22 protein-coding genes are annotated in these 25,836 nt (G+C 26.4%); 18 read left to right on the top strand and 4 right to left on the bottom strand.

Translation table 11 applies throughout. The annotated features are described in order from the left end of the window. Position 1 precedes the first annotated feature (1 nt). From NWE74_RS05605 to NWE74_RS05560, 10 genes are all read left to right on the top strand, one after another. Positions 2–757 carry a glycosyltransferase family protein gene (locus NWE74_RS05605; protein WP_258242250.1) on the top strand — a complete coding sequence of 252 codons (756 nt, stop codon included), beginning with the start codon at positions 2–4 and terminating at the stop codon, positions 755–757. Next, positions 757–1,188, top strand: a complete 432-nt coding sequence (locus NWE74_RS05600) for a GNAT family N-acetyltransferase (protein ID WP_258242249.1) — start codon at positions 757–759, stop codon at positions 1,186–1,188. The genes NWE74_RS05605 and NWE74_RS05600 overlap by 1 nt, the downstream gene beginning before the upstream one ends. An 8-nt stretch (positions 1,189–1,196) precedes the next feature. Beyond that, positions 1,197–2,240, top strand: a complete 1,044-nt coding sequence (pseG, locus tag NWE74_RS05595) for a UDP-2,4-diacetamido-2,4,6-trideoxy-beta-L-altropyranose hydrolase (RefSeq protein ID WP_258242248.1) — start codon at positions 1,197–1,199, stop codon at positions 2,238–2,240. Beyond that, positions 2,230–3,270, top strand: coding sequence for a pseudaminic acid synthase (pseI, locus tag NWE74_RS05590; RefSeq protein ID WP_258242247.1), 1,041 nt, complete (start codon positions 2,230–2,232; stop codon positions 3,268–3,270). The genes pseG and pseI overlap by 11 nt, the downstream gene beginning before the upstream one ends. Positions 3,271–3,345: 75 nt before the next feature. Further along, entirely contained in the window at positions 3,346–3,567 is a 222-nt protein-coding gene (locus tag NWE74_RS05585) for a pollen Ole e 1 allergen/extensin family protein (RefSeq protein WP_258242246.1), read from the top strand. A 156-nt stretch (positions 3,568–3,723) separates the two neighbouring features. After that, positions 3,724–3,900, top strand: coding sequence for a hypothetical protein (locus NWE74_RS05580; protein WP_258242245.1), 177 nt, complete (start codon positions 3,724–3,726; stop codon positions 3,898–3,900). A gap of 53 nt (positions 3,901–3,953) precedes the next feature. Continuing rightward, entirely contained in the window at positions 3,954–5,651 is a 1,698-nt protein-coding gene (locus tag NWE74_RS05575) for an Ig-like domain-containing protein (RefSeq protein WP_258242244.1), read from the top strand. A 95-nt stretch (positions 5,652–5,746) separates the two neighbouring features. Then, entirely contained in the window at positions 5,747–6,043 is a 297-nt protein-coding gene (locus NWE74_RS05570) for a hypothetical protein (protein ID WP_258242243.1), read from the top strand. A gap of 59 nt (positions 6,044–6,102) precedes the next feature. Continuing rightward, on the top strand, positions 6,103–7,827 hold the full coding sequence (locus NWE74_RS05565; protein ID WP_258242242.1) for a motility associated factor glycosyltransferase family protein: 1,725 nt from the start codon (positions 6,103–6,105) through the stop codon (positions 7,825–7,827). A 46-nt stretch (positions 7,828–7,873) separates the two neighbouring features. After that, positions 7,874–8,164 carry a hypothetical protein gene (locus tag NWE74_RS05560; RefSeq protein WP_258242241.1) on the top strand — a complete coding sequence of 97 codons (291 nt, stop codon included), beginning with the start codon at positions 7,874–7,876 and terminating at the stop codon, positions 8,162–8,164. A 203-nt stretch (positions 8,165–8,367) separates the two neighbouring features. Here NWE74_RS05560 and NWE74_RS05555 read toward each other — a convergent pair whose 3' ends face one another. Beyond that, positions 8,368–9,549: a glycosyltransferase gene (locus NWE74_RS05555; protein WP_258242240.1), complete on the bottom strand. Its 1,182-nt coding sequence runs from the start codon at positions 9,547–9,549 to the stop codon at positions 8,368–8,370. A gap of 194 nt (positions 9,550–9,743) precedes the next feature. On the opposite strand from NWE74_RS05555, the gene NWE74_RS05550 reads away from it, so the two are divergent. The 3 genes from NWE74_RS05550 to NWE74_RS05540 all read left to right on the top strand — a co-directional run bounded on the left by NWE74_RS05550 (position 9,744) and on the right by NWE74_RS05540 (position 13,535). Next, a complete protein-coding gene (locus NWE74_RS05550; RefSeq protein ID WP_330666305.1) occupies positions 9,744–11,027 on the top strand; it encodes a SulP family inorganic anion transporter in 1,284 nt (427 codons plus the stop codon). An 88-nt stretch (positions 11,028–11,115) separates the two neighbouring features. After that, positions 11,116–11,901 carry an ABC transporter ATP-binding protein gene (locus NWE74_RS05545; protein ID WP_258242239.1) on the top strand — a complete coding sequence of 262 codons (786 nt, stop codon included), beginning with the start codon at positions 11,116–11,118 and terminating at the stop codon, positions 11,899–11,901. A gap of 2 nt (positions 11,902–11,903) precedes the next feature. Then, positions 11,904–13,535 (top strand): hypothetical protein, encoded by a 1,632-nt coding sequence (locus NWE74_RS05540; protein WP_258242238.1) that lies wholly within the window; start codon positions 11,904–11,906, stop codon positions 13,533–13,535. A 68-nt stretch (positions 13,536–13,603) separates the two neighbouring features. Here NWE74_RS05540 and aspD read toward each other — a convergent pair whose 3' ends face one another. Both aspD and NWE74_RS05530 read right to left on the bottom strand, forming a co-directional pair. Then, positions 13,604–15,235, bottom strand: coding sequence for an aspartate 4-decarboxylase (gene aspD, locus NWE74_RS05535; protein ID WP_258242237.1), 1,632 nt, complete (start codon positions 15,233–15,235; stop codon positions 13,604–13,606). 189 nt (positions 15,236–15,424) lie between these two features. After that, positions 15,425–15,850, bottom strand: coding sequence for an acyl-CoA thioesterase (locus NWE74_RS05530; protein WP_258242236.1), 426 nt, complete (start codon positions 15,848–15,850; stop codon positions 15,425–15,427). Positions 15,851–16,058: 208 nt separating this feature from the next. Between NWE74_RS05530 and NWE74_RS05525 the strand changes: the two genes are divergently transcribed. The 4 genes from NWE74_RS05525 to mprF all read left to right on the top strand — a co-directional run bounded on the left by NWE74_RS05525 (position 16,059) and on the right by mprF (position 22,372). Then, complete coding sequence (locus NWE74_RS05525; RefSeq protein WP_258242235.1) at positions 16,059–17,150, top strand: DUF871 domain-containing protein; 1,092 nt, start codon at positions 16,059–16,061, stop codon at positions 17,148–17,150. 198 nt (positions 17,151–17,348) lie between these two features. Beyond that, positions 17,349–18,068 (top strand): response regulator transcription factor, encoded by a 720-nt coding sequence (locus tag NWE74_RS05520; protein WP_258242234.1) that lies wholly within the window; start codon positions 17,349–17,351, stop codon positions 18,066–18,068. Then, a complete protein-coding gene (locus NWE74_RS05515) occupies positions 18,046–19,671 on the top strand; it encodes a HAMP domain-containing sensor histidine kinase (RefSeq protein WP_258242233.1) in 1,626 nt (541 codons plus the stop codon). Before NWE74_RS05520 ends, NWE74_RS05515 begins: the two co-directional genes overlap by 23 nt. Positions 19,672–19,819: 148 nt before the next feature. Beyond that, positions 19,820–22,372 (top strand): bifunctional lysylphosphatidylglycerol flippase/synthetase MprF, encoded by a 2,553-nt coding sequence (gene mprF / locus NWE74_RS05510; protein ID WP_258242232.1) that lies wholly within the window; start codon positions 19,820–19,822, stop codon positions 22,370–22,372. A gap of 130 nt (positions 22,373–22,502) precedes the next feature. Here mprF and NWE74_RS05505 read toward each other — a convergent pair whose 3' ends face one another. Then, on the bottom strand, positions 22,503–23,810 hold the full coding sequence (locus NWE74_RS05505) for a DUF1002 domain-containing protein (RefSeq protein ID WP_258242231.1): 1,308 nt from the start codon (positions 23,808–23,810) through the stop codon (positions 22,503–22,505). Positions 23,811–24,110: 300 nt separating this feature from the next. On the opposite strand from NWE74_RS05505, the gene NWE74_RS05500 reads away from it, so the two are divergent. Beyond that, positions 24,111–25,835 (top strand): ABC transporter ATP-binding protein, encoded by a 1,725-nt coding sequence (locus NWE74_RS05500; RefSeq protein ID WP_258242230.1) that lies wholly within the window; start codon positions 24,111–24,113, stop codon positions 25,833–25,835. Position 25,836: the final 1 nt, after the last annotated feature.

The raw sequence follows: 25,836 nt of genomic DNA, 5'->3' as shown, positions 1-25,836 counted from the left end.
AATGAAAAATAAAAAAGTAGTGGCAATTATTCAAGCTCGTGTGGGGTCGACTAGGTTACCTAAGAAAGTTTTAAAACTATTGAAGGGGGAAACTGTTATAAGTCATGTTGTACAGAGGGTAAGACAGTGCAAATGTATAGATGGAATAGTAATAGCAACATCACTATTAGATAAAGACCTAGAAATAGTCGAAGAAGCTAAAAATATAGGGGTCTCATATTTTAGAGGTAGTGAACAAGATGTTCTAAATAGATACTACGAAGCATCTGAGCTAATAAATGCAGATATTATAGTAAGAATAACGTCAGATTGCCCTCTTATAGATCCGATTGTAGTTGATGAGATAGTAAAATTTTATATAAATAATAATTATAATATTGTGACGAATGCTCCAGCCGATTTAACAAAGAGGACATATCCTAGAGGCTTAGATACAGAAATTTTTTCTTTTGAAGTTTTAAAAATAGCTAACCTGTATGCAAGTAAGAAATACCAAAGAGAGCATGTGACACCATATATTTATGAAAATACAGATAAAATATATTATTATATAAACAAAAAAGACTATTCAAAGTATAGATGGACACTAGATACAGAAGAAGATTTTATATTAATAAGTAAAATATATGATTATTTTTATAAAGGAGAGCATAATTTTTATTTGGATGAAATAGTAAAATATATGGAAAATAATCCTGATTTATACAAAATAAATAAATGTATAGCTCAAAAGGAAATTAATAAGGAGGAAAAATAGTGATTAGTTTAAGAGAAGCTAATTATAGAGATTTTAATTTACTATTTAATTGGACTAACGATGAGCAAGTAAGAAAAAACTCATTTAATAAAGAAAAAATAGATTTAGAAATTCATAAAATGTGGTTTAATAATAAGCTAAAAGATAAAAATACAAAAATTTATATAATAATAAATGATGAAATAGAAGTTGGAGTCATAAGACTTTCTAAAGAAAATAATGAATATTTAATAAGTTACAGTGTAGACAGCAACTATAGGGGAAGAGGAATAGGAACAAAAGCCATTTTATATTTAAATGATATTATGAAAGGTAAAAAATTAGTAGGCTTAGTAAAGCATGAAAATATTATATCATCTAAAGTATTTGAAAAGGCAGGATATAATAAAATTATATACAATGATTATATAAAATTTGTATATCAAAGTTAGGTGATTATGTGGAGTTGATAGCAATAAGAGCTGATGGTAGTTTTGAAAAGGGAATGGGTCATATAATTAGGTGCATATCATTGGCTAAAGAATTTAGAAATAAAAATATAGTTCCTATTTTTGTAATAAAGGAGGATAAAATCACAGAAGAAGTATTAAAAACAAATAAAATAGATTATATAACTTTAAAATCAGGTAACTTAGAAAATGAAATAAAAGAGATAGAAAATATTTTTAAATATATTAATCCCAAATATACATTGACAGATTCTTATTGGATGAGCGAAAAATATTTAATAAAACTAAAATATATTTCGAATATTTTGATATCTGTAGATGATAATAATTTATATAATTATCCTAGTGATATTATAATAAATTATAATCTTCATTCTAAAGACTTAAATTACAAATTAAAAAATAGCAAATCTAAAATACTGCTAGGATGCAAATACTGTATGCTTAGAAGTGAATTCCAAGAAAAAATTCCTATAAATATAAATAATATTGTGAGAAAAATTTTGATTATTATGGGAGGAACTGATATAAATAGTTTTTCAAGTGTAGCCCTAGATAGCCTTTTAAAAATTGATATGAATCTAAAAATAGATGTAATAGTAGCTAACTCTTATAAGTGTGTAACTGCATTGAGAGAAATACAAAGTAAAAATAATAATGTAAATTTAATATTTAATCCTAATAATGTTGCAGATGTTATGAAAAATTGCGATTTAGCAATCTCAGCAGGAGGAACAACTATTTATGAGCTAGGTTGCTTAGGAATACCAACTATATTAGTTCCTCAAGTTGACAATCAGATAAATTCAGCGAAAAAAGCAAATGATCTAGGTATGATGATAAATTTAGGTAAATATAATTGTGTTAATTTATATGAGCTAAATGATACAATTATTATGTTATCAAATAACAAAAAAATCAGACAAAATATGCACAATATTTGTTTACAATATGTTGATAAAAATGGAAATAAAAATATTGTAAATGAAATTATAGAATATAAAATTAGTAGGAGCGCTGTATATGAAAATTGAAAATTTTACAATTGATAATAATTCTTCATGTTTTATAATAGCAGAGCTATCAGCAAATCATGGTCATGATATAGAAATAGCAAAAAAAACAATAAAATCAGCAAAAGAATGTGGAGCAAATGCAATAAAATTACAGACATATACTCCAGATACAATGACTATTGATTGTAACAATGAGTATTTCAAAATAAAGAAAGGAACTTTATGGGATGGTAAAACACTTTATAATTTATACAAAGAAGCATATACACCTTGGATTTGGCAAAGAGAATTAAAAGAATATGCTGAAGGTTTAGGATTGATATGCTTTTCAACCCCATTTGATAAAAGTGCCGTAGATTTTTTAGAATCACTAAGTGTAGGAGCATATAAAATCGCATCATTTGAAATAACGGATATACCTCTTATAAGATATGCTGCATCTAAGAAAAAGCCAATGATAATATCTACAGGTATAGCAACACTAGAAGAAATAGAAGATGTAATTTACGCTTGTAAAGATGAGGGAAATAGTAAAATAATCCTATTAAAGTGTACATCTGAATACCCTGCAAAAGCAGAAGATGCAAATCTTAAAACTATGTATGATATGAAAAATAAATTTGACGTTGAGGTAGGTGTGTCAGATCATTCATTAGGCATAGAAGTTCCTACAGTAGCAGTCTGTTTAGGCGCAAAAGTTATAGAAAAACATTTTATACTAGACAAAAGTATAGGTGGTCCAGATTGTGAATTTTCATTAGAACCAAAAGATTTTAAATATATGGTAGACTCTATAAGAAATGTAGAAAAAATAATTGGAAATGTGCACTATGAAAAAGATAATGGAAGTAATAAAAATAGAGAATTTGCAAGGTCGCTTTTTATAGTAAAAGATATGAAAATCGGAGAAATATTGACAGAAGAAAATGTTAAATCAATAAGGCCTGGATTTGGATTAAAGCCAAAATTTTACAATAATATTTTAGGTAAAAAAATAAATAAAAATGTAAAAAAAGGAACACCTCTTACATTTGATTTAATAAATTAGATATAGTATCAAAAAAAAATATAAAACATATAGTGATAATAAGATATATATTTTATCACTTATGGAGGAAATATAATGCCACAGAATATATATATTTTAAATGGAACTATTTATGATGAAAAGCAGAACCTAATTAGTGGTGCGGTTGTGAAAATTTCTGAAATTGATCCTGTAAAAAAAACATCTAGATTTTTTGGATATACAGTTACTGATGTAAATGGATATTACCTGCTATCATTAGAAGCATTTGATGATAAATTTTATGAACTTGCTATATTTCCTCCATTGAACTCTTAAATACAATAAGCATTTAGTGTTAAGACATAAATAGGAGAAGTAAAATGAGTGAGCCTAAAAAAATAATAGTTTCAGGAAAGGAAATAGTAGAAGAAAAAATACTAGATATAAGCACTACTTTATCAAATAATAAGTATTTTTTTTTTAACTGGAGTAGTGTCCCAACCAAATGGAGAGCCACTTGTAGGTGCAGCAATAGTAATTTATGAGATAGATGAAAGTACGTATCCTAGAAAGAAAGAATTAATAGGTATTACGTTCACAATTGAAGGTGGAGTTTATGGGATTTCACTTTTAGTAGATAAAACATACAGTATGGTCGCTTATTCATAATAATAAGTGACCATTAATTTTTTATAAATACATAATAAAAAGGAGGAGTTAAAGTGATAACGCTAGATGTATCTAAACAAAATATCGTAATAGACAAAATAGGGGATTATGAGATTATAGGAAAAACTAGTGATTACAATATATATATAGATTGTAAAGCTAATATAACTTTAAGTAGTGTAGATATAGATGTGTCAAAAAAATCAATTGGAGCAATGATTATAGGAAAAATGGCAGATGTCAATTTGACATTTATAGGCACTAATAATTTAAAAAGTGCTGACAATTATGCAGGAATTCAGATGGAAGAAAAAAGTAAGCTTTTAATACAAGGAGATGAAAATTCTTATTTAAATATATACTCAGGTACATCTGCTGCAGGAATAGGTGGTGGATATGGTCAAGATTTAGAAGGTACAGTTACGATAGAAAGAGGAGCTATTAATGTAGTATCAACTAGAGAAGGAGCAGGAATAGGTGGTGGAAATGGAACTAATGGAGGTGGGAATTTATCAGGCAATCTGATTATAAATGGAGGCATATTAAATATAAAACCAGGTGATTCTGGAGGAGCAGGAATAGGTGGTGGATGTAATGGTTCATTATCAGGAAATGTATATATATATGATGGTAAAGTAAATTGTATTGCTGGTAAATATACAATTGGAGCAGGAATAGGTGGAGGGTATGATGCAGATTTAAGCGGGAGTTTACTAATAAGTGGAGGCTATATAGTAGCAATTGGAGGAGAAGGAGCAGCTGGAATCGGCAGTTCAATCAATATAAAAAACGGCGCAAAATTAAGTGGGAATGTAACTATAAAAGGAGGGATAGTCAATGCAACTGGTGGCCAGTATTTAAAGAATTATGGAGGGGCAGGAATAGGTAGTGGTTATGGAGGTGATTTTAGTGGTAACATAATATTAGATACAGGAGAAATAACAGCAAGAGGATATGGTAGTGCAAATGATATAGGATCGGGGTCTAAAGGTGAAATAACTGGTGATGTAGTAATAAAGATAAATGATATAACTGTTAGTCCAGCATATTTAATATTAAATATTGGGGAGTATAAAAAAATAGATACAATTGTAAATATAAATCCTATAATACATGCAAATATTGGATATTATACAAAAATTGAGTATATGTCACAAAATGGAAACATAGCAACAGTGAATGAAAATGGGCTAGTAAAAGGTATAGGAGAGGGCGAAACATTAATAATAGTTACATCATTGTTAGATAAAAGTAAATTTGCTGTTTGTAAAGTTAAAGTAAGTGGAAAAAATATAAATATAGGCGAAATTGATTTATTAATAGAAGTTGAAAAAGACACCATAAATCCAAATAATTTAAAAAATATTGTTTGTTATGGAAATAATCCTATAATAAAAAAAATATATATAAACTCAGCTATAAAGGAGGCAAATACAAATATAATTCAGACAATATGTGAAAATAATATAAATGCTAAATATAAATATAATTATACATATATTTATCTATATGTATATTACTCTATCGCTCTTTATACAGTAGATGAATGTATTTCAAATTTAAAAATCTATGCATTAAATAATGCTTGTATGTCATCTAACATAGAATTTTGTTTGAATGAAAATGAGGAATTTAATATAGAGGACTATAAAATAATAATAAATACTACTTATGAAATAGATGAGAAATATTCAAAAAAATGCTACTTATTTAATATAAAAGGGAATATTGAATTAATAAAACAATTTTAAAAAGTCAAAAAATGTAACACAAAAAAAAATACAAGAATATAATATATTAGGGATTAAAAAAAATCCTAAATATATTATATATAGGAGTGACATTTATGGCAACTACACCTAGAAAAGCATATATGCCTAAAAAGTATGATTCTATAGATATTAAATCAGGTCTAATACCTATAAAAAGCCAAAATATAGTTCCAAGTCTTTGGACAAATGGATTATTAAGAGGAACAGCCACTCTTAACAAGAGCATTTTATCAAATGCTGCAGTTTTAGTTTGGACAGGTAATGTTGGTAGTATAGGGAATGCATATGCTATAACTTTTACAGACCAAAATGGTAGATATGCAGTATCTGTAAAAACTGGTACTACTCTAGGAATAAGAATATACAGTTAACAATTAAAAAGGAGATTAGCTATTTGGCTAATCTCTGATTTTAGTTAGAGGGAGGAATAATGTCTAATATAAGAAAGCTTAAAAGTGATGATGATTATTATTTATACGAGTTAAAAAAAGATGATAAGTTATATTATCTTGGGAATAGAAAAAGTTATAAAAATAATATAGAAAATTTAGTAAATAGCCTAGAAGGGCTATTATTTGACTCTATAGTTTTTATATTTGGACTTGACAGTTCAGAATATATAAAAGCATTAAAAAATAATATATGCACATATAATAAAGTAATAATAATAGAGCCAAATGAAGATATTTTTAATATTTATAAAGATGAAATATTCGATGAAAATATGAGTTTAGTTTTATATGAACAAGAAGTGATACAAGGAATTTTAAATTTTTTAATCAATTTTAAAAATTTCAATAGATTATATGTTCACTGTTTTGGAAACTATGAAGAGGCTTACAAAGAAGAATATGAAAAATTCATTGAAATGATAGATTATAGATATTATGTAGCGGTTTCATCATTAGCTTTAGATAATAGATTTAAAAAGATGTTTTTTGAAAATATGATTTCTAATTTATATCAAATAAATAATTCGTCACCACTAAATTCATATATAAATTACAACAAAAATATACCCGCTATAATAGTGTCTGCAGGACCATCATTAGATAAAAATATTGAAACAATGATAAAATACAAAAATAATTTAGATAAATTTTTTATAATTGCAGGTAATAGAACATTAGGAACTCTTATGAAAAATGGAATAACACCTAACTTAGTTGTATCTATAGACCCAAATAAAGTTACTTACGAAATGATGGAAGAATATTTAAATTCAGCAGTGCCTTTTGCTTTTTATGAATATAGCAATAAAAATTTAGTAGAGGAATATAGAGGCGATAAAATATACCTATCTCAATTATTTTCAAAGACAATAGAAGATTTTACAAATTTAAGTGGAACTTATAGTGGAGGGTCTGTTGCTCATACTTGCATAGACATAGCATTGTTAATGGGATGTAACCCTATAATACTAGTAGGTCAAGACTGCGCATTAACTTATGGAAATCACCATTCAAAAAATGCTACATTTGATATCGATAGTAAAGTATCGTACAAAGGAGATATTATAAGAAAAGATGTATATGGAAATGAGATAAAAACAAGTAAAACACTAGATTTTTTTAGAATAAAAATTGAAGAGTATATAATATTAAAAAAAGATGAAAATGAAAACATTAAATTTATAAATGCATCCTATGGTGTAGACATAAATGGTGCACCACATAAAGAACTAAAAGACTTACTATTATCGAGTGATTTTTCTGAAAATGCAAAATATTTGATACAAGGTAAAAGTCTTAATATCAATGCTGTTGATGTAATAAATTCAATTCATGAATATATAAATTATTTTATAGAAAAATGTGTTGAATGTGAAAAAATATGTAAAAAAATATTAAATAAAAATATTAAAGCATCTTTATTAAATATTGATGATGATGATGAAAACCTAAAAGATTTTTTATATGTAATGAAAACTGTAGATGAATTTGAATTTAGTAAAATGAGCAATTATTTAGGTTGTTATTTAAATAAATTTTTATTTGATGTAAGACAAAAATATTTTGAAATGGAATCAAAAAATTATGAAAAATTATCTTCAAACTTTAACTATCAAAGTGAAACTTTTATAAATTATTTTAAGGAACTAAAAATTATGTTAGAAGAAGTTAAAGATATACTTTTAAATACTCACAAAATGTAAATTAATATCATACTTATAAGTAAAACTTAATTAAGGAGGTAAATTTATGAGGAATAAAGTGACAATAGATGGTAAAGAATATACTGAAAGAACGATTAAGTCAATCAATATAGATGGAAAAAACATTGAATCTAATATCATCCCAAATAATATGACTTCGCAAAAATTTATTATAAATGCAAATGTAAATTTGATAGATGACTTACAATTAGAACAAAAAGACTTAAGTGCACAAGATATAAATAAATCAGAGTATATGTCTTTACAAAATAGTAAAGTTAAAAAGTCATGGATAATTAAATTAATAGATTCAATAAAAAAAATAATACAAAAATAAAAAATTAATAAAATAATTATGCAAAATTTATCCTATAAGTATAAATTAAAAAATTAGAATTTATACTATTTACAATGTAGCTAAGTATATAAATAAAAATACAACATAAATTAAAATTAGATTGTATTTTTATTTATATATATCTACAAAAAGTAAAGAATCTGAATATATTTATTTTAATTCACCCAGATTCTTAGATATAATTATAAAATATTATTTTTGAAGCTAGAATAAAATTCTAATATTTCATTAGCTTTATTTTCCCAAGTATTAAATGAAGAAGTTATTTCATAAGCATTTTTTGTGATTTTATTTCTTTGTAATTCATTATCAAGATAATATTTTACTTTATCTGTTAAATCATTTTCTTTATTTGGATTATAAAACACAATACTTTCATTATTTTTATACATATTAAAAGAGTAATTATTTTCATTTGCTATTACTAAAGTATTATTTAACATAGCAGAAAGCACTCTTTCATGGCTACCATTTTTAAAATAACTAGTAATATGAATAATTATTTTTGATTGATTCATAATATTAAGCAATTGTGTGTATTGTATAGATCCATTATTCTTAAAATTAGAATATTCACTAAATGTATTACAATTACAATTGCCAAAGTGATTAATTTCCACTCCATTTTTAAGAAGCTCTAATATACCTTTATATCTCATTTCTTTTCTTATAAATAGATCTACAACTTTATAAATAGATGCTACAGCTTCTTTAAATTCTTTTGTCTTTATTAGCTTATCGTCAAAGTTAAAGTTGTTTATTATATCTTCTAAGTATTCATATAAAGGTTTTTGAAGATTTTTAATTGCATGGTTATATAAATCTATAGCAATTTCTTTTGATAATTTATCAAGGGAACTATTTATATAAGTTTCAAAGTCTATTAATTCATTTAAATCTCCTGCTACAATAACATCATATTTTTTTTCAGAACTTTTTAATTCTGCAATACTTCCTCCATGCGTTATTTGAGTAGTAGTTATATATTCATACATATATTTTTTTGCAATATCTAAATAGCCCTCATCAGATAAGCCCACAAACGTATTTTTACTTTTTAAAGAATCTAGTCTTAGTAAATGATAAAATGGATTATCTACTAGAACTGTTCCAAAAATAATATTTAAATTTTCATAAATTTGTATTGGAATAGCATTTATACCGTTGAAGCTAAATACAAAGTCAATATTTACATAACTTAAAAAATTTATTAAGTCTAGCAAATCATTATCATTATTGATGTCAATCGGTAAGTCACATATATATACAGTATGATTTTTTTTTGAAAAATATTTTGCCAAATCATCAATAAAATGATTTACAACATTATAATTAAAATTTCCTTTATATAACAAAATATTCATTTAAAAACCTCCTTTATTTATTCTATTCGTATAAAATTTATTTGTGAGAAGTACAATTAAATAAAAATATATACGATTGATATAAAACATTTTATAGCAAAAAAATTTATATTTAAATAAGTAAAAAATACTTTGACTTTAATAATATAGAGGAGTATGATGTATAAGGATGAAAAAATGAAAGGAGCAAATTAATGACACCAAAGTTATTTAAAATGTTAAGTCAAAAGGACTTAGATAGGCAACAAATTAAGAAAGATATAGTATCTGGTATTATAGTAGCAATAATAGCACTTCCATTATCAATCGCGCTAGCTATATCTTCTGGAGTTTCACCGGAAAAAGGACTTATAACAGCAATATTTGCTGGATTTGTAATTTCCTTATTAGGAGGAAGTAAAGTTCAAATAGGTGGTCCTACAGGAGCATTTGTAGTGATTGTTTATGGAATAGTTCAACAGCACGGTATTGACGGTCTTATCATAGCTACTATAATGGCGGGTATTATACTTATAATTATGGGAGTATTGAGATTAGGAGATCTAATAAAATATGTTCCGAAAACTATAACAGTAGGTTTTACTAGTGGAATAGCAGTAACTTTACTTATAACACAATTTAAAGACTTTTTTGGATTAAAAATCCAAAATGTACCAGCAGAAGCACTTGAAAAGTTAGAATGCTACATAGCAAATATAAATACATTTGATATAATGGCATTTATAGTAGGATTAGCTTGTATAATTCTTATGATTTACTGGCCTAAAGTAAATAAAAATATTCCAGGTTCTTTAATAGCATTAATAATAGCAACAGCAGTTGTTAAAATATTTAGTATAAATATAGATACAATAGGAAGTGTGTATTCTAACATATCTTCAAGCATCCCAGCACCATCGATACCTAAAGTAGATCTGAAATCAATAATACCATTGATTCAACCGGCGATTACGATAGCAATATTAGCAGCCATTGAGTCTTTATTGTCGTGCGTAGTTTCTGATAATATGATAGACGATACTCATGATTCTAATGCAGAGCTTATAGCTCAAGGTGCAGGAAATATAGCATCAGCTTTATTTGGTGGAATACCAGCAACTGGAGCAATAGCAAGAACGGCTGCAAATGTTAGAAGTGGTGGAAGAAGTCCAATTTCAGGTATCGTACATGCAGTAACACTACTTCTTATAATGGTAATATTAATGCCACTTGCAAAATTAATTCCTATGACTGTATTATCCGCTATACTTATAATAGTTTCTTATAATATGGGAGAGTGGAAGGAAATGAAGGAAATGTTACATTTACCTAAAAAAGATGTAATAGTTCTTTATACAACTTTTATACTTACAATAGTATTTGATTTAGTATTAGCAATAGGTGTAGGAATGGTAATGCATATAGTATTTAATATAATATCAAAATCTAATAAAGTAGATGAGATAGATAAAAATGAAAATTTAGAAGAAGTAATATAAAAATAATAAGAGTATATTTGGCTTATGAAGTTAGATATACTCTTATTTTATGATATAATGGCATAAAGTATAGATTGAGGTGATAATGATGGATAATATTCAAAAGGTTATAAAAATAAAAGACCTTAAAATGAGCTATGGAGATAAGGAAGTTTTAAAGGGAATCAACCTAGAAATAGAAAAGGGGAATATAATAGGATATATAGGTTCTAATGGAGCAGGTAAAAGTACAACTATTAAGATAATTTTAGGTCTTGTAAATGGATATAGTGGAAATGTATCTATATTTGGAAAAGATATAGAAGATGAAAATAATGATTATAAGCATAGAATAGGTTATGTACCTGAGATAGCAAAAGTATATGAAAGTTTGACTGCGAAAGAATATTTAACATTTGTGGGACAAATATACGGTCTTGAAAGTAATAAATGTGATGAAAAATCTAGAAGGTTAATGAAAGTTCTTGGAATAGAGCATGCCTATGAATCGAGGTTATCGTCTTTTTCAAAAGGAATGAAACAGAAAGTTGTAATAATTAGTGCATTACTTCACAATCCAGATATATTATTTTTAGATGAACCATTAAGTGGTTTAGATGCAAATAGTGTATTATTGATAAAAGAAATTTTATACAAGTTAAAAGAAGAGGGGAAAACTATTTTTTATTCATCTCATATAATGGAAGTTGTTGAAAAATTAAGTGATAGAATAATACTTTTAGACCAAGGAAATATAGTTTGTGATGGAGATTTTGAAGAAATAAAAAATGCTAGCTTTGATGGATCTTTAGAGGAAATATTTAACCAATTAACAGGTTTCGAAGAGCATTCTGACTTATCTGATGAATTTGTTAGAATATTAAAAGAGGTATAATTATGAAGGACTTTTATATATTAAACATACTAGATTTGTTTAAGGGCATATACAAAGGTCTAGGTATAAACTATGAAATAATGAGGCTTATAGTCCAATCTAAATTAATAATGGATGGAAGACGTGGCCAAAATATATTAAATCAAGAAGAAGAAGTCAAAGATAAAAATTCTTTCTACATGTCTTTAATAATATACGCAGTAGTAGGGTTGATATCAGCTCCAATTATAAGTATGGACATAAATCCAATTATAAAAATGAGCTTGTATTTTAGTTTTTTTATGGTACTTATATTAAGTGTATTTATATCGGACTTTTCAAGTGTAATATTAGATATAAATGATAAGGATATAATTGTTACAAAAGGGGTAGACTTAAAAACTTTAAATGCAGCAAAATTTACTCATATATTTATATACATATCACAGTTAAGTTTAGCTATATGTATAACTGCTGTAATTGCAGGACTTAGATATGGTCCTAAATTTATAGCATTGTTTTTGATTAGTATTATTTTAATTGATATCCTGATGATAATAATTACAGCACTTATGTATTTTATTATATTGAAGATATTTAGCGGAGAAAAGTTAAAAGACATGATAAATGCTTTTCAAATACTTTTTTTATTAGTATTTATAGTAGGATATCAATTTGTAGGAAGAGCTTTTACATTTGTAGATTTTAACTTCGTATATAAACCAAATGTATGGCATGTATTAATGCCCCCTATGTGGTTTGCATCAAATTTTAATGTAATAAGTGGAACTAATGTAGACAGTTTAACTAAAATTATGAGTGTATTATCAATCGTGATACCGATAATTTCAATAATAGCATATGTTAAATTAATACCAGTGTTTGAAAATAATTTACAAAAACTAAGTGATAATACATATAAAAATAAAAGAACTAAAGAAACTATTTCCCAGAAAATGAGTAAGATTATTTGTAAAAATAAAGAAGAAAGAGTATTTTTCAATTTTGTTTATGATGTTTTAAGTAAGGATAGAGAATTTAAAACTAAAATTTATCCATCATTAGCAATGGGAGCATTTATGCCATTTATAATGTTAGTATCATTTTATGATGGTAACGGATTAATACAGTTTTTAGATAGTTTAAGAGGTAGTAAAAATTATTTCATGGGATACTTATGTGTATTAATGTCTCAGAGTATAGTAACTACACTTAAGTTTTCAGCTCAGTATGAAGCTGCATGGATTTATGATGTACTGCCTATAAAAGAGAAGTCAAATGTTTACAAAGGAATGCTTAAAGCGAGTATTTATAAGCTTATATTACCAGTATTTCTTATTATGAGTATAGGGTTTATAATGTTATTTGGAACACATGTTATTATACATTTATTTGTAATGTTTGTTTCTATAATAATAACATCAATGATTACGTTTAAATTAAATGATAAAATAATGCCTTTTTCAAAGGAGTATAAAAATACTAACTCTTCTGATAATATAATAACTATGTTTAAATCTATGTTTATAGTAGGGATAGTTGTTGTAATTCACCTTTTAGTAAGTAAAAGTATGTTAATCACATTAATTTATTTTATTATCTTGCTATTAATTATTAAATTAATTTGGAATAAAATTTTTACAATAAAAAATTAAAAATAAAAAGCACTAAAAGATTGATTTATTAAATCTTTTAGTGCTTTTGTATAAAAAACCTATAATATTTATATAGAGTCAGATTTCCATTTTGCAACGTACTTATCCAATATTTTTTTTAGTGCTACTCCTATTTCTGAGTAAGCTTCATCATAAAGATTAGCGAGAGAAATCCTAATCGACCATTTAGGTCCTGCAAATCCACCACCACTTAGTAAAACAATAGAAGATTCTTCAGCTAAATCAAATAGAACATCTACAGGCTTATAATTCATTTCTAAATAATCAGCAAAATCTTTTCCATGATGACGTGTAGCCCATTCTAATAAGTCAAATTGAGTATAATAGCAAGCGTCATTAGGGTCGTTAGGAAGTTCTAATCCAAGGCTATCAAACAACAGTTTTCGTCTTGTATGACAAATATCAATAGTCATATTTTTATAGATATTATCTTTATCAATAAGCGCAAATGCAGAAAAGAATGCCATTTGTACTTGTTGAGGTGTAGAAAGACCTGCGGTATGGTTAAGAGCAACTTGCCTACTATCTGCAACTATTCTATCTATAAAAGGAACTTCCTCAGGATTAGTATTCATATCAGCATATCTTCTATTAGTTCTTTTTCTTATAGAGTATGGCAATTCAGATATTAACTTATCAAAAATATTATTTTCATGAAGTGCTAAAGTACCAAGTCTCCATCCTGTTACTCCAAAATATTTAGAATATGAATAAGAGCCGATTGTATTATATGGAAGCTCTGCCATTAAAGATTTAAATCCATGTACAAAAGTTCCATAAACATCATCTGATATAATCATTAAATTAGGGTTATGATTTTTAACTATATCAACTAGCTTTGAAGTTGATTTAGGAGAAATTGCAACTGATGGAGGGTTGCTTGGATTAACAACAAATAGTGCTTTTATATCATTATCATAAAGTTTTTCTAACTCTCTATCTGAACATTGCCAAGTATGCTTACCATCAGGAGCTGTTTCATCAGCTGTAATATAAACAACATCAAATTCATATCTAGGTAAATGCGGAATTTCTAAATATGGTGTAAATATAGGTGTCATTATAGCTATTTTATCCCCTTTTAATAATAAATTATTGGCTATTAATGAATCAAAAACATAACACATAGCAGCTGTAGCACCTTCTACGGCAAATACATTAAAGTTTCCTCCATTAGATACATTGTATTTCATTTCTTGAATTAGATATTCTTTAACTATTTTTTCTATATGTATAAGCATTCTGTCAGGAAATGGATAGTTATCTCCTATTATAGCATCTGCTAATTCATGAACAAATTTGTCTGGATCAAAGTTTAGTTTATTTATTCCGTATTCGATAATTTGTTTTAGAAATTCTATTTGAGGAAGATTTGGATTGTCTTCTATAAATTGATATAGTCTATTGCATATACCTGTTCTTCTAGGCATGCCAGATAAAGGACCTTTATGCCAAGAATCTAAACTTTCATTTATAGCAAAATGACCAAATGTAAAAAAAGCCTCACGAGGAACATGTGCAATCCAGTTAGGATTACCTCTACCGGCATCTAGTAAAGTACGAGTACTTTTTTTATTGGGTTGAGTAGCTAGTTCTAAAAGCTTATTTTTAAATTCAAATGGGCTAATTTTCCCATAAATATTTTCTAACTCTAAACGCTTTATATTAATAGGTTCCATAGAATATCTCCTTAATGTTACTTTAGTTAAAATATTTGTATAGTATATATTATTTGTATTTTAGAATATATTATGTTATTTAAAATAATGTACTCTACATAATATATTCTAAAATACGAAACTATATTAAAATTTTAAACTTTAATCTTCTGTAAATAGAATATTTTGGTATTTAAAGATTAAATAATATTACTGTTTTTTGAAACTTTTTGCTCTAGCTTCTAATTTTATATCTTCCTCTGAAGTAGGAGGATCCATAACTAAGTTATGATTCATTTTACATCCATGTTCATCTATGCATACAAATGTTAGATAACCATCAACTAGAACTTTTGCATCATTATTTCGAGTTACTTTTCCATAAACAGTTAAGCTAGTTTTACCAAGTAAGCAAATTTTAGATTGTATATGAATGATATCTCCTTTTCTTATAGGTGTATAAAAATTAAGTTCTTGTATTTTTACACAAACTAAGTTTTCGGGATGCTTATATTCAACAGCTGTTGTAATAAAGCAACTTTCAACAAACCATTCAGACATTCTTCCTGCAAATAATGTACCGTGGTGATTTAAATCTTCACTTTTTACTAATTTATAAATATCATAATAATTCATAAAAGCCTCCAAATAAAAAAATTAAAATCTTATAAATATTATGCACCAATAAGTTAAATGAAGAACTTATTTTTGGACAAATAGTGTTAAATTAAGGTTAAAAATTAAAATTTAATACTAGAAAAAACTAATAAGATAGTAGTATAATATATAATGTATATACATTTGGTTGATTATATATATATATATATATATAGGAGAGATGAATATGAGGAATTTGGGAATATCAATATATCCTGATAAAACTAGTGAAAAAGAAATTTATGAATATATAAATAGAGCCTATAAAAATGGTTTTTCTAGAATATTTTCGTGTTTATTATCTGTTCATGAAAGCAAGGAAAATATAATAAAAAAGTTTAAAGGAATAAATGAATATGCTAAATCTAAAGGATTTGAAATAATACTTGATGTAGCGCCTTCTGTATTTAGTGATTTAGGAATAGATTATAAAGACTTATCTTTTTTTAAAGAAACAGGCGCAGATGGAATAAGATTAGACTTAGGATATACAGGAAATGAAGAATCGTTAATGACGTTTAATCCACAAGATTTAAAAATAGAGATAAATATGAGCCAAGATACGCATTATTTAAATACTATAATGGACTATAGACCGAAAAAGGATAATTTAATCGGATGCCATAATTTTTATCCTCATAAATATAGTGGATTAAAATTAGAACACTTTTTAAAATGTACACAAAGATTTAATAAGTATGGATTAAAAACAGCAGTATTTGTAACTAGTCAAAATAAAGGTACATTCGGACCATGGCCTGTTACTGATGGATTACCAACTCTTGAAATACACAGAAATTTACCGATAGATGTTCAAGCCAAACATATAATAGCATTAGATTGCATAGATGATATAATAATATCAAATTGCTACCCAACAGAAAAGGAGTTAGAAGCATTAGGTTCTACAAGAAAAGATTTAGTAGAGTTTGATATTATCTTAGAAAAAAATACTCCTGATATTGAGAGAAAAATTCTATTTGAAGAATTACATTTTAACAGAGGAGATATAAGTGAATATATGATTAGATCTACTCAACCTAGAGTTAAGTATAGTGGACATAGCTTTAAATTATTTAACTCACCCGAGATATTAAAAAGAGGTGACATAGTAATAGAAAGTAGTAAATATGGCAATTATGCGGGAGAATTACAGATAGTACTTAAAAATATGAAAAATAGTGGAAAATCAAATGTTGTTGGAAGAATAAGAGAAGAAGAAATTTTTATAATAGACTATATAAAACCATGGCAAAAATTTAAATTCAAAGAAATATAAATAAAGCTAAAAATGAGGAGTAAATTTAACTTAAATTTACTCCTCATTTTTATAAATATAAGATATACTTAAGAAAACTTAAGTATATCTTAAGAAAAAAGTTAGAATTATATTATAATATAAAAGTATTAAACATTATATATGAAATAGCTAATAATATACAAACAAATGATATAAACGTAGTATGGAGGTTTTTAAATGAAGTATAAAATATTAATAGCAGAAGATGACAAGGATATTGTAGATATTTTAAAGCTTTATCTTGAAAATGAAGGATATGAAGTATTAGCTGCTAATGATGGTCAGGAAGCATTAAATATAATAACAAAAAACAAAATAGATTTAGCAGTATTAGATATAATGATGCCAAAGTTAAATGGATATGAAGTAACAAAAAATATAAGAGAAGTTAGCAGTATGCCTATTCTTATTTTATCTGCTAAAAATTTAGATAGTGATAAGATATTAGGGCTTGATTTAGGTGCAGATGATTATATAGCAAAGCCGTTTAATCCATTAGAAGTAATTGCAAGAGTTAAGTCACTGTTAAGAAGATGTTATAGTTTAAATAGTGATATAACAAATAGCGAGAAAGAAAAAAAAGAAAGCGTTATAAAAGTAGGAGATATAAAAGTAAACTTAGAAACTTTTGTAATTAGTAAAAATGATGAGGAAATAATATTAACACCTAGTGAGTATAAAATACTTACTACATTTATGAAATCACCTGGAAGAGTATATACAAAAGTTCAGATAGGAGAAATAATAAAAGGAGACTATTCGATGATAGATGAAAATAGCATAATGGTTCATATTTCTAGGCTTAGAGAGAAAATAGAAAATGACCCTAAAAATCCAACATATATAAAGACTATAAGAGGAGTAGGATATAAAATTGAAAAAATTAAAGAAAATTAAGAAAAAAAACTTCTTTAATCTCCTTATAAAAAACTATGTTCTTTTTACAATAACAAATGCAATTATAGTTTGTGCAATGTTTTTTATAGGTATACTTATAACAGATAAGTTTTTAGGTTTTCCATATGGGCACCCTAAAAATCAACTAGACATACTTAAAAAAGGGAATTATACTGAATTAGATATAAAAGACTTAGTAGGTAAAAATGGGTATATTCAAATCTTAGATAAAAATAATAAAGTAATATATAAGAGCAATAAAAAGAAAGAACAAATAACGTCATATACAAATAATGAACTTAAATATATACCTGACTATGATGAGTATGAATCATCGATACATTTAAAAACGTATAAGGATAAAAACAATAAAAAAATTACAATAATATCAAAAAATAAGTATACGGATGAATCAGATGGAAATTATGATAATAATGAAGGTTGGTTTGAAATATTAGATGAAAATTTAAATATTGTATATAGTGGTGGTAATTTAGAGAGCAATAAAACTTCTTATACTAAAAAAGAGTTTGATTATTTAACTGGTAACATATCAAAGAAGTATTATATAAGTAAATATCATTTTGAAGATAATCATAAAAATAAATATACAATGATTTTAAAAATTAGTAAATTAAGTGAGGATAAAATAGCTACAATTTTAGATAAAAGTTTAATGATAACTTTTATTATATTTTTAATAATATATACAATTTCTACTGCATTATTTGTAATGTGGCTAAATTGGAAGGTAAAAAAACCGCTTGAAAAATTGAATAAAGCGATGATTTCACTATCCGAAGGTGGTAGCTATGAAAGTATTGAATATAAAGGAGCGCATGAATTTATGCAAATCTGTGAAAATTTCAATATGATGTCGCAAAAGCTAAAGAAAAGCAAAGAAGAAAATGAGCATTTAGAATCAGAAAAACAAAAAATGCTGGCAGATATATCTCATGACTTGAAAACACCAATAACAATTATTCAAGGATATGCAAAAGCATTAGCCGATGGAATAATATCTAAGGATGATCAAGAAAAATATCTGAAGATAATATATGAAAAATCTAATAATTTAACTGAGCTTATAAATGTTTTTCATGAATATAGTAAGTTAGAGCATGTTGATTTTAAACTTAATTTAGAAAAAAAAGATTTAAGTGAATTTATAAGAGCTTATGTAGCCCATAAGTATGAATATATTTATGATATAGATTTTAATATGGAAGTAGAAATACCGGAGCATGAACTTTTATGCTACTTTGATGAAGTTCAATTAAAAAGGGCATTTGAAAATATCATATCAAATAGCATAAAACATAATAAAGAAGGAACTACTATATGTATTGTTTTAGAGGAAGAATTTAATGATTATAAAATAACTATTGGAGATGATGGTATTGGTATACCAGAGGATATAATAAATAGTGTATTTGATGCATTTGTAGTAGGTGATGATTCTAGAAATACAAAGCAAGGTTCAGGTCTTGGATTAGCTATAACGAAAAAAATAGTTGAAAAACACGATGGAAGTATAAAATTGATATCGGATATTAACTCTGAATTTAAGACTATTTTTGAAATTAGAATTCCTAAAAAATAAAAAATAAGATGGTAGATTTTGTTATGTCTATCATCTTATTTTTTATTTTTAACAACCTTACTAAATTGTAAGGTTAATGTAAGGTAAACTTTAGACTGAACTGATATTATAATATATAGATATTAAGAGGTTAGGAGGTATTTAAGTTATGAATTTAGGCATGGAAGATAGTCAGTCTAAAATATTAGATATTAAAAATAGTAAAAACAACTTAAATAAAGATAAGATAAAAAATATATTAAAAATAATATTAATGATAGGTATTTTAATAATAGTTTTAAAAGAATTTTTAGGTATAATAAGTTCTTTTGATATAAGTAAGTTTGAAAGATATACAAAAGAGTTATCTCTGTTAAATATAATTTGCATAGCCTTTTTAGGTATTATTTCATATATTCCACTTAGCTTTTATGATTTTGTATTAAAAAAAAGAGTTAATATAGAATTAGATAATAAAAAGTTATATAAGTTTTCTTGGATAGCTAGTTCAGTAGCTAGTATAGCCGGATTTGGAGGGAGTACAGCACTAGCATTAAAAACACATTTTTATAATGATTATGTAGAAGATAAAAAATTATTAATAAAAGAAATTTCTAAAATAATTGCTTTAAATTTAAGTGGCTTCTCAATGGTTTGTTTAGTATATACGATGATGAATACTAAAACAATACAAATTCCTAATCCAAAGGTATTAGGAATTATACTTATAAGTATATACTTACCAGCTTTACTTGCATATCTTGCATATAAATACTTAATAGGAAATTTAGAGGAAAAAACAGATGTTAAAGATGCTATAAAAATAATATTAATATCAGCATCTGAGTGGTTAACAACTATAATTTTAATATATAGTATACTAGTTATATTAGGAATAAAAATATCTATAGCAGAATTTTTCCCTATTTTTGTGATATCAATTGTGGTTGCAATTGTAAGTATGTCACCAGGAGGGATTGGATCTTTTGATTTAAGTTTTATGCTAGGATTACAAGCTCTTGGTGTAGAAGGTGAAAAGATATTATTGGCTATATTTTTATATAGAGTTTCATATTACTTGTTACCTCTTTTTATAGGGGCCATATTATATGCTAATGAAATTTATTTAAAGATGGATAGTAAAATAAGAACAATAGCAACAAATGTTGTATCGAAATTAGCATACTTAATATTAGTAGGTATCGTATTTTTCTCAGGTTCAAGTTTACTTATAAATGGACTTATTCCTAATTTAAACGACAATATAAAAATAATAAGAGAAACATCATATATATTAATGATGAATAAATTAGACTCATTATATTTTGATCAAATAGCAATTATATTAGGATTTGGATTAATTGCAACTTCTAGACTTATAATGTATAAATCAAAAAAAATATATAATATAACAACTATACTTGTTTTAATGTTTGGAGTAATAGCAATAATGAACCATGTAGGTTACTTAGCGGTTGTATATATTATTTCTATAGCAGCTATACTTTGTTTAAGTAAGCCACAATTTTATAGAGAAGGCTTTGTAATGAAATGGGAAAAGTTTTTAAGAGATATTTTAGTTTTAGGAGTATTTGAAGTAATATATATATATGTTCTTCGTACAAATAAATACTGGCTATATAGTCAATATAGTCATAATATATTTATTTATAGTATGATAGGATTTACTATGGCTGTTGCATATATAGCTATCATGTATTTAGGTAGTAAATCAGAAAATTTACCCAAACTTACATTAAAACAGTGTGAAGGTGATCTGAAAAATATACTAGAAAAATATCAAGGATCAAATATGATACACTACATTTATTTAGATGATAAGTTTATTTATTTAAATGAAGATAAAGATGTTATTATGCAATATCAAATTTGTTTAGATAAAATATTTATATTAGGAAGTCCGGTTGGAAATCCTGATAAAATATTAGATGTAGTACAAGAATTTAGCGAATTAGCAGACAAATATGGATATACACCTGTATTTTGCTCAGTTGAGCAAAGTTTAATACCACAGTTACATGAAATAGGTTATGATTTTATGAAATTGGGCGAAGAAGCTAGTGTAGATTTGCAGGAATTCACTTTAGAAGGACGAAAAATGAAAAGTGTAAGAAATGCTATATCTAGAGTTACAAAACAAGAATATACATTTGAGATAGTAAAGCCACCGTTTACGGATGAATTTTTAAATAGTTTAAAAGTAGTATCAGATGAATGGCTAGGTAATAGAAAAGAAAAAGGATTCTCAATAGGATCTTTTAAAGTTGATTATTTAAGTAGAGAACCAATTGCGGTTGTTAAAAATAAAGAAGGCGAAATTAAGGGATTTGCAAATCTTATGCCTATGTATGATAAAGAAACTTTATCAATAGATTTAATGAGATTTTCAAATAGTACTTGCAATGGTGTGATGGATTTTATGTTCGTAAACTTATTTATATGGGCTAAAGAAGAAGGCTATTTAAAGTTTAATATGGGATTAGCACCATTGGCTGAAGTTGGAAAATCAACACAATCTAGAAAAATAGAAAAATTAGGTGGATATGTGTATTCTTGTGGAGAGAAAATATATTCATTCCAAGGATTAAGAAAGTTTAAAGAAAAATACTGTGATGATTGGAATGGAGTATATATAGCATATAAGAAAAAAAGTTCGATTGCAATCACTATTGCTCAAGCTTTAATATTAATATCTAAATAATAAATTCTAAAAGAGATATCTTAATTAAGATACCTCTTTTTTTATAAACTAATATGAATAATTTACTAAAAAAGAAGTGTCCAATTAAAATGAACTTCTAATTGGGCACTTCCTAATTTTATAAATTTATTTATTGAGCAGGAGGAATTTCAGATGTTTGATTATTATCTTGTGAAGGTTGTTCCTGCGTATTATTTTCATCTACTGAAGGTTGCTGAGTTTCTTGGTTATCTCCAGTATTAGAAGTTGGCGTATTTTGATCTAAAGATGAATCTTGAGAATTTAAATTCGTAGAAGAATCATCTTTTGGTTTAACTGCATTATTTTGTTCAGGTGTTGACTCAACATTAGAATCATTAGTCTTATTTTCTGAATTTGAGTTAAATAATCCAGTAAACCAATTCCAAACTTTAGAGAAGAATCCTTCGACTTGCTCACTTGAAGGCATGTTTATTGCCTTATCATCTGTAGCATCTATTTGGGCATTTGATCCTAATAATTCATCATTAGTATTTTCAAGTATACCTAAATCTTTATCATTAGAATTGAATAAGTTACCAAACCATTCACCTATTCCGCCGAAGAAATTACCTATAGCATCAAATAAACCTGAGTTACCTACACTTTCACCAAGAGCTGATAAGTTTTTATCTACATTATCAGAAACATTAGCTAAAGTATTTTTTATTTTACCATAGTCATAATCTTGTTGAGATATTTTTAGCATTAAATCTTCTATCTTTTTAAATTGGTCGTCAGTTAGATTTATATTATAGTTATTTGTTATATTATTTATAGTATCTGCTATTTGAACAGTATCTTTAGTACCATTTTTTATTATCTCACTTTTTATATCATTAATAACACCTGTAGCTTTATCTTGACCTATTTCATCTCCTAAGTCACCTGTAGTAATTAATTCTTCTGTAGCTAATTCTTTTTTATCTTCAGGCAGAGATTTACCGGTAGCATCTTCAAATGCTTTCATAACACCTGTTAAAGCTCCTGTACCAGATACAGGGAATGGAGCTGCGGCTATTACGTTAGCATTTTCTATACCAGCAGTAGATAATGTAGTTGCTATCATAGAACTAGTAACCCAAGTCAGGTTAGCTGTTTTTACGTTTATACCGTTCCCTTTAGTAGTTGGTTCAACATAAGAACAAGAAATAGTTATTTTACCTAGTTGTTCTTCACTTGCAACACCTTGTAGATATTTTCTTTCTTCTTGGTTATTAACTTCTAAAACGACAGCTTCATTATCATTAACACCAAAATATTTTAACATCTGTTGCTTTTGCTCTGGCTTTAAGTTTGCACCAAGTGTAACAACTTTTGAACTATCTGCAAATGAAAGCGTAAGTGTAGACAAACTAAGCATAGCAGCAAGCGTAAGCGTAGTAGCTTTTTTTCTAAAATTTTTAAATACTTTATTCATAAATTTTCATTCCTTTCAACTTTTAAAAGTTAAACCATAATATGTGTCCCCTACTATAGTATACTATAAACTATTTTTTATGATAAGGGAATTACAAGTTGGTAACAAAATACAGAAATTTCTGACTTAAAAAGAAGAATAAGTTGTTGATGTTTCAGGAAAAATAAAAAATTAAAATAGCACTTATGTCAAATAAAAATTAAGCCACTATAAATATATTACTGGTGAATCTTAGTTATTCTTATAGGGTAAAATAATCACAGTAATTTGAATATAACCAGTCAACTAAAGGAGGAAAATATGGTTAAATTATTAAAAGGTCTTAAATCTTACTTATGGATAATAGTTCTTATATTTGTATTAGTATTTTTGCAGTCTTTATCTGACGTTTACTTACCAAATTTGATGAGTGATATAGTGGATAAAGGTGTTATTAATAAAGATACTAATTATATTATAAATACTGGATTTAAAATGATTTTAGTAACTTTTTTAGGAGGAGTAGTTACAGTTAGTGCAAGCTATTTTTCATCAAAGGTTGCTATGGGTTTTGGGCGAGATTTAAGGAACAAAGTATTTGATAGAGTAGAGAATTTTTCTTTGCAGGAGTTTAATCAAATTGGAACAGCATCACTTATAACAAGAACTACAAATGATATAACTCAGATTCAGCAAGTTGTTATGATTATGCTTAGGATGATGCTTTATGCGCCAATGGTAGCAATAGGAGCAACTATAATGGCAGTTAGAAAAGATGCTAAATTATCATTAATAATATTAGTTGCAATGCCTATTCTTATAGTAAGTATAGGATTAATACTTAAAAGAGCAGTACCTTTATTTAAATCTATGCAAAAAAGAGTAGATAATTTAAATAGGGTACTTAGAGAAAATCTAATAGGTGTAAGAGTTATTAGAGTATTTAACAAGGTAGACTTAGAAAGAAAAAGATTTAAAGGTACTAGTTTAGACTTATGTGAAGTTGCAACTAAAGCGAACCAAACAATAACATTACTTATGCCTCTTATGATGCTTGTAGTAAATATAAGTATCATATCTGTTGTTTGGTTTGGTGGAATTAGAATAGATAAGGGCGAAATGCAAGTTGGAGATTTAATGGCATTTATACAGTATTTATCACAAATAATGTTTGCACTTATGATGCTTTCGATGATGTTTGTTATGATACCACGTGCATCAGCATCAGCAACAAGAATAAATGAAATATTAGATATAGAAAAAACTTTAAGTGACAAAGAAAATGCAATTAAAAATACAGATAAAAAAGGATTTGTAGAATTTAAAAATGTAAGTTTTTCATATGAAAAAGATACTGAAAAAGTCTTAAACAATATAAGCTTTGTAAGTAAGCCAGGAGAAGTAACTGCTATAATTGGAGGGACAGGGTCTGGTAAATCAACTTTAGTAAAATTAATCCCTAGATTTTTTGATACCACAGAAGGTGAAGTTTTAGTGGATGGAGTAAATATTAGAGATTTAAATCAACATGTATTAAGAAGTAAAATAGGCTATGTCCCTCAAAAAGCTATATTATTTAGTGGAACTATTTTTGAAAATTTAAAGTATGGAAAAGAAAATGCAACAGAAGAAGAGGTTAAAAAAGCGATCGAAATAGCACAAGCAAAAGAATTTGTAGATAATATGGAAGAAAAAGAAAATTCTTTTATAGCTCAAGGCGGCACAAATGTATCAGGAGGTCAAAAGCAAAGATTATCAATTGCACGTGCTATTATAAAAAAAACTGAAATATATATTTTTGATGATAGTTTTTCTGCACTTGACTTTAAAACCGATGCAGCACTTCGAGCATCTCTTTTAAAAGAAACAAAAGAATCTACAGTAATACTTGTAGCGCAAAGGGTATCAACTGTAATGGATGCAACTAGAATAATAGTACTAGATGACGGACGTATAGCAGGAATAGGTACTCATGATGAATTATTAAAAACTTGTGATATATACAATGAAATAGTATCCTCACAACTTTCAAAGGAGGAGATGTAGT

Source organism: Romboutsia lituseburensis, assembly GCF_024723825.1.
Taxonomy (GTDB): domain Bacteria; phylum Bacillota; class Clostridia; order Peptostreptococcales; family Peptostreptococcaceae; genus Romboutsia_F; species Romboutsia_F lituseburensis_A.
This window is presented reverse-complemented; position numbering and strand designations above follow the sequence as displayed.